Below are 8,046 nucleotides of genomic sequence, written 5' to 3'. Positions count from 1 at the left end.
GTAATGCTTGGTGTCTTAACGCATTTAAAAGATGAAAATGAGCGGAAAGACAATATCATTGCTAAATTAGAACCAAAGGCAAAAGCACTTGATGGTTTAAAGCGTTCTGATGGTTTGTTTGGCTTAATTGAAGCAGCAAAAATGTTAGAGGTGCGACCAAAGGATTTAACGGATTACTTGCGTAAACATGATTGGGTGTATCGACGGGCTCCAGGGGCGCCTCTGTTACCTTATCAGGACAAGATCAAGAAAGGATTCATGGATTGCCCTGCTATTACCATTCAAAGACCGGATGGTACAGAAAAGGTGCTCCCTTCAACGAAAATCACATCTAGAGGATTGGCATGTTTGAGAGAACAAATCTTTGGGGGTGTGCAATGAATAGCAGTGTCGACTTCTTATGCGATTTATGGATGGCATTGTTTAAGCTTTCTAATCATCGAGGCATTGGAGATGAGGACTGCAATGCTATAGTTGAGGTTATGGAATCGGTCGTAGATGCTCTGGTTTTAAAGCTTCAAGATGACGTGCCCAATATTACAAAAATCTTGGCAATTTTGACAGATTTTGGAGCTTCAGAACTTCCACATCGTATGGATTCTTTGTTGCGAACTTATGAACCAGATTTAGAGAGCCCCATTAAAAAGGTTGCTTAAGTAAAACACATCTCCCCTCCCCGTTCTCAAAATGGGGAGGTGGTTTAAAGATCAAGTTTTGAATGGGAGCCCAGACGCACTAAAATCAATCGATCTTGACCAATCAAGCGATAAATCAATACTAAGTCAGGTCGAATATGGCAATCTGGATAATTGCTCCAATTCCCAGTCAATGCATGATCATGATATCGAGGTTCTAAAGGCTGGTCATTTGCTAATGCTGCAATGATTTGGCGCAAATCAGTATCTAAAAGATGCCGATACCGTCCTTTCATTTCACGCTTGAAATCACGTTTGAAGATAGTGGTACGTTCAATCGTCCGCATAGAGATCGTCAAATAATTCGTCTACGGAATGAAACTTTTTTAAGTTACCTTCCTCTAGTTCTGCAAAAGCCGCTATAGTTTTCGCATTAGGTTGAAACAAGAAGGACGGAATAGCTTTATCTTGTGCAATACGCGTCATCAATACTCTCACAACATCACTTACTGATAAACCTGAAGCTTGAATAACTTGATTAGCAACATTTTGAATTTCTTCTGGTACACGCGCCTGAACCATACGACTAGCAGCCATGATGAGCTCTCCTCTCTCAACTGTATTTCAATGTAATACAATTGAAGTTTAATTTCAACTATAAAGCACATTTTTTAGAGTGGCGAGATCGTTTGGCTTAACAACCACTTGCTTTTTTTAAGACTTCACCCATACGTGTTCGCCAATCTTTTCCTTGTTTTTTAAAAGAGGCAATAACATTTGGGTCGAGACGGAGAGTAACCGTTTGTTTGGGAGATTCAACGGGTGGACGCCCGCGTTTACGGCGTTCTTCTGTTACATACTTAAAAAAGGAGGCTGGTAAAACGTCTTTAGCTGGCTTTAAGCGTGCAAGTTCTTCATCTGTTAGTGGTGGGGAATCCACAGCGTCCCAATCTTCTTTTGTATAGCCACATCCTGTTTCAAAGGTTTTTTTGATAGTCATTGAAAACCTCTCTTTCTTTTTTATTCGCTTGACGAAAACTGATAATGGATATCGCTTCATTGCCAAGCTTTGCAAAAACAATAACTGTTGTGTCATCAGCAAAATGTCCAATAGCCTTCATGCGGTTTGAATGGGTTGCATCAATAAAAGCATGTTCCCAGTCAAAGTAAATAACATCAGCAAAATCAAGCTTATGTTTATCAATGTTTAAAGCTCTTTTTGGTTCATCCCACACTATCTTCATATATTTTATGTACACGAAAAATAAAACCTTGTCAATAATTAAAGTGTACAATAATTCGTATATACCATTCAAAATGGAGCAACTATGAATAAGAAGCATCGTAAGGGTCTATCGGTTCGTGCCTTTGCGAAGAAGATGGGTGTTTCACATAATGCGGTGGTTTCTCGGATAAAGACAGGTAAATTTGATGCGGCTCTTTTTGAAGATGGTTCTGTCAATGAAGCGCTTGCAACAGCTATCTGGAATGAGAATCCAACAAAGCGCCCTATCCCATTTTTAGCGCCTGATGGAAAGGTGCGGACAAAGATTAAACAAGCCTCCACAGATGGAGCCAATGAATACAAGATAAAACTGGAGCGAATGCAAGTTGCGCTAGCAAAAGAAAAGATTGCTCTGGAAAAGTTACGCGAAACAACTGTTGATCGTGAAGAAGTGAGAAAAGAAGCATGGAACTTTGGAAGAGCGCATCGAGATACAATGCTCAATTTTGCCTATCGCTTTGGTACTGAAATTGCGGCGCAAGTAGGATGTGATGCTGCGAGCCTTATTGGAGCTATCGATCATCATATGCGCAAAGCTTTAATGGAAAATGTCGTCCCTGTTTCTTTTCACGATCCCAACATTTTAGAAGAGAATCCAGAACATGATAAGTAGTGATGCTTCGCCCTCATCCTCTGGTGCTGGGCTCTTTTTTTGCTATGCGAATGAAGGACGTCGTCCTGACCCGCCTTATACTGTTTCCCAGTGGGCTGATAAAAATCGTTATTTGAGCACAGTTACAAGTGCTGAGCCTGGATTATGGAGGACTATACGTACCCCCTATTTACGAGAGATCATGGATAATCTTTCTGTTTATGATCCGACTGAAATAACGGTTGTGATGAAGGGGGCTCAGGTTGGAATGTCGGAAGCAGCATTGAACTTTTGTGGTTATGCCATTCATCATAGTCCAGGACCTGCCCTTTATGTGATGCCGACAGTTGAGACCGCTAAGAAACTGTCAAAGTCTCGTCTTGATCCGATGATTTCAGCTAGCCCTGCTTTAAGTGAACGCATTGCTCCTGCTCGTGCACGAGACAGTGGAAATACAATGTTTTCAAAGGAATTTTATGGGGGAACATTGATGATTACAGGAGCAAATAGTGCTGCTGGATTGCGTTCTTCTCCTATTCGCTATTTGGTTTTGGATGAAGTCGATGCTTACCCATTGAATGTCGATAATGAAGGCGATCCTGTAACAATTGCTGAAAAACGAACCTCTGCTTTTATTCAACGTAAAATTTTTAAATTGTCCACGCCGACACACCGTGACACAAGCCGTATCGCCAAGGATTTTGTGCTAGGAGACCAGCGATATTACAACGTGCCTTGTGATGCATGTGGTGTTCTACAGCCCATTGTTTGGTCACAAATCAAGTGGCCAAAAGGCGCCCCCGAAAAAGCTGTGTTTGTTTGTGCCCATTGTGGTCATGAACATGCCGAACATCGTAAGTCCACCTTAATGGCAGAAGAAAACGGTGCTTGCTGGATCGCAACACAGGAGTCAAGTAAGCCTCGTCTACGTTCTTACCATATTTCAGCGCTTTATTCGCCATGGCTGACTTGGGGCGATTGTGCGCGCGAATTTTTAAGAGCCAAAGAAGACCCTGCTCTTTTGCAAGTTTTTATTAATACAGTTCTTGGAGAGCCATGGGAAGACAGAACAGGCGAAGTTGTTGATCCTGATAGCCTCTATGCAAAACGCGAAGATTATCCATTGGCACCAGAACAAGCCGTGTTGTTAACAGCGGGTATTGATGTGCAAAATGACCGCTTGGAACTTGAAGTGGTGGGATGGGGGCGTAGTGAAGAAAGTTGGCATATTGATTATCAAGTTATCCTTGGTGATCCTTCTTCTTTTGAAGTATGGGACCAACTGGATGAATATCTTACAAGACGTTGGCCACATCTAGGCTATAAAGATGGCATCAAGATAACGGCTGCTTGTATTGATACCGGTGGTGGACACACACAAGCGGTTTATAATTATGTGCGCCCGCGTGAGGGACGACGTATCTGGGGGATTAAGGGACAAGCGGGATGGCGTGCGGTATGGCCACGCCGCCCAAGTAGAAACAACAAAGGACAGATCAATCTCTATATTGTTGGTGTTGACGCAGCAAAAGATATTATCACGGCACGGTTTAAAAAATCCGGTCCTGAAGCATCGGGTGCTGGTGCAACACACTTTCACAAAAGCCTTGATCGGGAATATTTTGACCAGCTAACCGCTGAAAGAAAAGTCATCAAATATTTTAAAGGCTTCAAGCGCATTGAATGGCAAAAAAGCGAAAAGGCAAGAAATGAAGCCTTGGACTGTAGGGTCTATGCTTATGCTGCTTTACAAGGTCTGATTTCGGCAGGAATAAACCTTAATCGAGAAGTCGATATCTTAGAAGAGCGTCTGGAAAAACTTAAAATTGAGGGCTCTTTAGAGCAGCCAACACCAAGACATGCCCCCTCTCCTGCTCCAAGAAGATCTCAGACAGCACAACCTCAAAAGAAGCCATTCAGAACAATGATGAATCCTTATATGCGAGGGGATTGGAGGTAATTTGTGGGTGAAACTTTAGAACCAATTAACAGCAAAATTGACAGACTTGAAAACTTAAAAAGGCGGCGTGAGCAAATTGAAGAAGCTCTTTATTCGGGAGCACAATCGGTGCGCCATGGCGATAAGCAAGTAAGCAACCGTTCTGTTGAGGAACTGCGCAGAGCGCTTGAGATGCTGAACACACAAATAGCGGACCTTGAAGGGCGCAAGCGTTCACGCGTTTTCTATTTTAATATATCACGAGGCTATTAATGGCTGGTTTTTTCAATAAACTCACGGGCTTTTTTACAATTTCTCGTCAACACAATCCCCATTTTGAAGCGGCAAGCAAAAGCCGCCGTATGGGTGGTTTTGACCCCGCAAAAAAACATATCAATAAAGCCATTGAGGAATGCGGTGATACCATTGTTGCCCGTTCAAGATGGCTTTATGACAATGAAGCTCTTTATGGCTCTGCAACAGAGGAATGGGTCTCTGCGGCTGTAAGTGATGGGATTAAACCTTATCCTCGTATTGAAGGCTTTCAAGAAGAAAAGAAAAAGCTTTTAGACTTATGGTGGCAATGGGTTGATGAAGCAGATTATGATGAAGATACCAGCTTTTATGGGCTGCAAGCAACCATTGCACGAGAGGTCTTTTTAACCGGAGAGTGCTTTGTAAGATTGCATTATGTTGATCTCTACGGACGCTCTGGTGTACCGCTTCAATTACAAGTTTATCCCACGGAAATGTTGGACCTTTCCTACAATGGACCTGCTGAGATTGAAGGCAATTACATTCGTATGGGAATTGAATTTAATGCCAGTGGCAAGCGTGTTGCTTATCATTTCTGGGAACATCACCCCTATGATGATGTCCCTGCAAATATGGCATTTGAGAGCCAAGAGCGCGTGCGTGTCCCCGCTGAAATGGTCCTGCACATCAAAGAGCGCCGTATTGCCGGACAATTGCGCGGTTCTCCCAAAATAACGCGCTGTATGACAAAGATCTTTCAACTGGAATCCTATGACGACGCAGAACTCGATAGAAAAAGGACGGCGGCTCTTTTCGCGGCGTTTGTCAAGGACAATTCACCAAACGTCGAAAAATTATCCGATAATCGTGATAAAAACAACGTTGAAGAAGAATACAAAGCACCTGTCATTGCGCCCGGTGCATCTCTTTATTTAGGAGAGAATAAAGAGGTTACATTCTCAAATCCTGTTGAGGTTGGTGGCTCTTATGAGGCTTTTCAATTTCGCAATATCTTGAAAATTTGTGCAGCACTTAATATGCCTTATGCCGTTGTGACAGGGGACGTTACGCGCGGCAATTTTTCAAATGTGCGTACCTCTATCATTCAGTTTAGACGGCACGTCAAACAATGGCGTGAACATATCATTGCCTTTCAGTTTAATCGCATTATATGGGAGCGTTTTGTTGAAATGGCAGTGCTTGTCAAATGCGTCAATTTGCCAGGGTGGGAAGAAAATCCCTTGCCATGGCTTCAATGTGAAAGCTTTGCGCCCCCGCTTGAAATGATTGATCCAAACAAGGATATCTCAGCGGAAAAAGAAGAAATCCGTGCAGGCTTGAAAACACGACGCATGGCACTTGCCGAGCGCGGCTTTGATATCGACAGCATTCATGCCGAACTGCAAGAAGAGCACACAGATGCTCGTGCGCGCGGCTTATCTTTTGACACGGATATGGCAGCGCCCTCTGGTAGCAATCAAGTAATTGATACCGCAGATTCAGAAGCTTCTGAAACTTATGAAAGTAACCAAGGCAGTGAGGCACATACAAATGGTGAATAATCTCGACATGCCGTTTTTGGCATCACGGCTTTTTGGTGTTCCTCATATGCTTGCATCGACAAAGCTTGATATCATTTTGAATGCTCTTGCGCCGCGTCTTTTTGAGGGAGAAAAGTTTCCCCCTAAGGCTTTTGCGCAAGGGGATACGGAAGCTTTAAGACCACCAGAAACTTACGTGGTGCAAAACAATGTTGCTATCCTACCAGTTCATGGCACGCTTGTGCGCCGTGGTGCATGGCTTGGGGCTTTATCGGGATTAACCTCTTATGAAGGTTTAAGGGCTTCTTTTCGTGAAGCCATTGCACAACCTGATGTTCGCGCTGTCTTACTTGATATTGACAGCGGCGGTGGAGAAGCCGGTGGTGTCTTTGATTTGGTTGAAGAGTTTCAAACACTCTCAAAACAATACAATAAACCCATTTGGGCACATGCCAATGAGTTTGCCTGTTCTGCAGCTTATGCCATTGCCTGCTCTGCTTCTCAAATATGGGTAGCTCGCACGGGTGTTGTGGGCTCGATTGGGGTTGTTTGCGCCCATCTTGACCAATCCCGTGCAGATGAAAAACACGGGCATAAATGGACCTTTGTCTTTGAAGGTGATCACAAAGTTCATGGCAATCCTCATGAACCCTTGAGCGATACAGCACAGATAAAAATGCAAGCCGATTGCGCCCTGCTCTACGAGATGTTTGTTGATTTGGTGGCGCAAAACAGACGCTTAAATGCTGCTGCAATTCGTGACACGAAGGCAGAAACTTTTATAGGCACCCAAGCGATCACGCTTGGATTAGCAGATGCGCAGGGCACTCTTGCGCAAGCTTTGGAAGCCTTAACGGATTCCATATCACAAAACCCAACATCAACAGAAAAAGAAGGACAAAACACATGGCACGCACACAATACCGCGCTGAAGAAGAGGATGACGAAAAGATCGTCGACATCATCAATGACGAGGAAGAGGACGAAGACGATAGTGACGTCGACAAAAACGCCGAAGACTTCGACGATGAAGAAGAAAACGAAGATGAGGATGAAGACAATGAAAACAAGCGCGAAGATATGAAAGCCGTGCTTGAAAAAGAAAGAAAGCGCGCAAAAGCACTAACAACCCTTGAAAGGCAAGCAAAGCACTTAGGCGTTTCTTTTGACGCAGCAAAAGCTATTCAAAACGGTATGAGTCTCGAGAAAGCACGCCAATGTGTGTTGACAGCAGCTAGCTCTCAAAGCGCGTCTTTAAAAGTCTCGCCTTATACCCCTCATAGTGATGGGACGAGCAAGGCAAAGATTCACGCAAAATGGGAAGCAGCTTGGAGGGCAGTGAAATGACGAATATTATTTATGACGACGTACGCAATGGCGCTTATCTTGGACCCTACGACCCCGATATGTCAAACGAAGAAGTGGTGTTTGCATCAGGAGCATTCATTGAAGCAGGAACTATCATGGGGAAGATAACCGCAACGGAACACTATGTCCCCCTTAATCCAGCAGCATCAGATGGCAGTCAAACACCGGCAGGGATTTCTTTTGCCACTATTGACGCAACAGGCGCCGATCAACGCGCCGTGATTACAGTACGCTTATGCACTGTAAAAGCTTCTGAACTGCTATGGCCAGATGCCATCACGGATGAGCAAAAGAAAGCAGCCATTCAGTCTTTAGAAGACCATAACAACAATTCTATTGCGATAGGAGAATGCGCACATGGATATGAACTTTTTTAAACATGATGCTTTCTCAAGCATCACAATGATGAAAGCCATCGAAAACTATGAGTT

At 43.7% G+C, this 8,046-nt stretch carries 13 protein-coding genes; 9 read left to right on the top strand and 4 right to left on the bottom strand.

Translation table 11 applies throughout. The features are described from left to right. Both ACFIKH_RS08425 and ACFIKH_RS08420 read left to right on the top strand, forming a co-directional pair. Positions 1 to 381: phage antirepressor KilAC domain-containing protein (locus ACFIKH_RS08425; protein ID WP_375671470.1), on the top strand; the 381-nt coding region annotated here is incomplete at its 5' end. After that, a complete protein-coding gene (locus tag ACFIKH_RS08420; RefSeq protein ID WP_375621875.1) occupies positions 378 to 656 on the top strand; it encodes a hypothetical protein in 279 nt (92 codons plus the stop codon). The genes ACFIKH_RS08425 and ACFIKH_RS08420, both read left to right, overlap by 4 nt. A gap of 44 nt (positions 657 to 700) precedes the next feature. Here the strand turns inward: ACFIKH_RS08420 and ACFIKH_RS08415 are convergent, their stop codons facing one another. From ACFIKH_RS08415 to ACFIKH_RS08400, 4 genes are all read right to left on the bottom strand, one after another. After that, a complete protein-coding gene (locus tag ACFIKH_RS08415; RefSeq protein WP_375671469.1) occupies positions 701 to 982 on the bottom strand; it encodes a type II toxin-antitoxin system YafQ family toxin in 282 nt (93 codons plus the stop codon). Further along, positions 969 to 1,232, bottom strand: coding sequence for a type II toxin-antitoxin system RelB/DinJ family antitoxin (locus ACFIKH_RS08410; RefSeq protein ID WP_375652068.1), 264 nt, complete (start codon positions 1,230 to 1,232; stop codon positions 969 to 971). Before ACFIKH_RS08410 ends, ACFIKH_RS08415 begins: the two co-directional genes overlap by 14 nt. Before the next feature lie 97 nt (positions 1,233 to 1,329). After that, positions 1,330 to 1,635: a BrnA antitoxin family protein gene (locus ACFIKH_RS08405; protein WP_375671468.1), complete on the bottom strand. Its 306-nt coding sequence runs from the start codon at positions 1,633 to 1,635 to the stop codon at positions 1,330 to 1,332. Continuing rightward, positions 1,613 to 1,879: a BrnT family toxin gene (locus tag ACFIKH_RS08400; RefSeq protein WP_375627060.1), complete on the bottom strand. Its 267-nt coding sequence runs from the start codon at positions 1,877 to 1,879 to the stop codon at positions 1,613 to 1,615. Before ACFIKH_RS08400 ends, ACFIKH_RS08405 begins: the two co-directional genes overlap by 23 nt. An 84-nt stretch (positions 1,880 to 1,963) precedes the next feature. On the opposite strand from ACFIKH_RS08400, the gene ACFIKH_RS08395 reads away from it, so the two are divergent. Genes ACFIKH_RS08395 through ACFIKH_RS08365 form a run of 7 tightly spaced genes read left to right on the top strand, consistent with a single transcriptional unit; the run spans position 1,964 to position 7,992 of the window. Continuing rightward, positions 1,964 to 2,533, top strand: a complete 570-nt coding sequence (locus tag ACFIKH_RS08395) for a hypothetical protein (protein WP_375652069.1) — start codon at positions 1,964 to 1,966, stop codon at positions 2,531 to 2,533. After that, positions 2,523 to 4,472 (top strand): phage terminase large subunit family protein, encoded by a 1,950-nt coding sequence (locus tag ACFIKH_RS08390; protein WP_375671467.1) that lies wholly within the window; start codon positions 2,523 to 2,525, stop codon positions 4,470 to 4,472. The genes ACFIKH_RS08395 and ACFIKH_RS08390 overlap by 11 nt, the downstream gene beginning before the upstream one ends. Before the next feature lie 3 nt (positions 4,473 to 4,475). Beyond that, positions 4,476 to 4,724 (top strand): phage head-tail joining protein, encoded by a 249-nt coding sequence (locus ACFIKH_RS08385; protein ID WP_006925669.1) that lies wholly within the window; start codon positions 4,476 to 4,478, stop codon positions 4,722 to 4,724. Beyond that, entirely contained in the window at positions 4,724 to 6,268 is a 1,545-nt protein-coding gene (locus ACFIKH_RS08380) for a phage portal protein (protein ID WP_375671466.1), read from the top strand. The genes ACFIKH_RS08385 and ACFIKH_RS08380 overlap by 1 nt, the downstream gene beginning before the upstream one ends. Next, positions 6,258 to 7,331, top strand: coding sequence for a S49 family peptidase (locus tag ACFIKH_RS08375; protein WP_375671465.1), 1,074 nt, complete (start codon positions 6,258 to 6,260; stop codon positions 7,329 to 7,331). The genes ACFIKH_RS08380 and ACFIKH_RS08375 overlap by 11 nt, the downstream gene beginning before the upstream one ends. Beyond that, positions 7,328 to 7,594: a hypothetical protein gene (locus ACFIKH_RS08370; protein ID WP_041581352.1), complete on the top strand. Its 267-nt coding sequence runs from the start codon at positions 7,328 to 7,330 to the stop codon at positions 7,592 to 7,594. The genes ACFIKH_RS08375 and ACFIKH_RS08370 overlap by 4 nt, the downstream gene beginning before the upstream one ends. Further along, complete coding sequence (locus ACFIKH_RS08365; protein ID WP_375671464.1) at positions 7,591 to 7,992, top strand: head decoration protein; 402 nt, start codon at positions 7,591 to 7,593, stop codon at positions 7,990 to 7,992. Before ACFIKH_RS08370 ends, ACFIKH_RS08365 begins: the two co-directional genes overlap by 4 nt. Positions 7,993 to 8,046 lie beyond the last annotated feature (54 nt).

The sequence above is a fragment of the Bartonella sp. SD1336NMGDW genome (assembly GCF_042193565.1).
GTDB classification, from domain to species: Bacteria; Pseudomonadota; Alphaproteobacteria; order Rhizobiales; family Rhizobiaceae; genus Bartonella; species Bartonella grahamii.
This window is presented reverse-complemented; position numbering and strand designations above follow the sequence as displayed.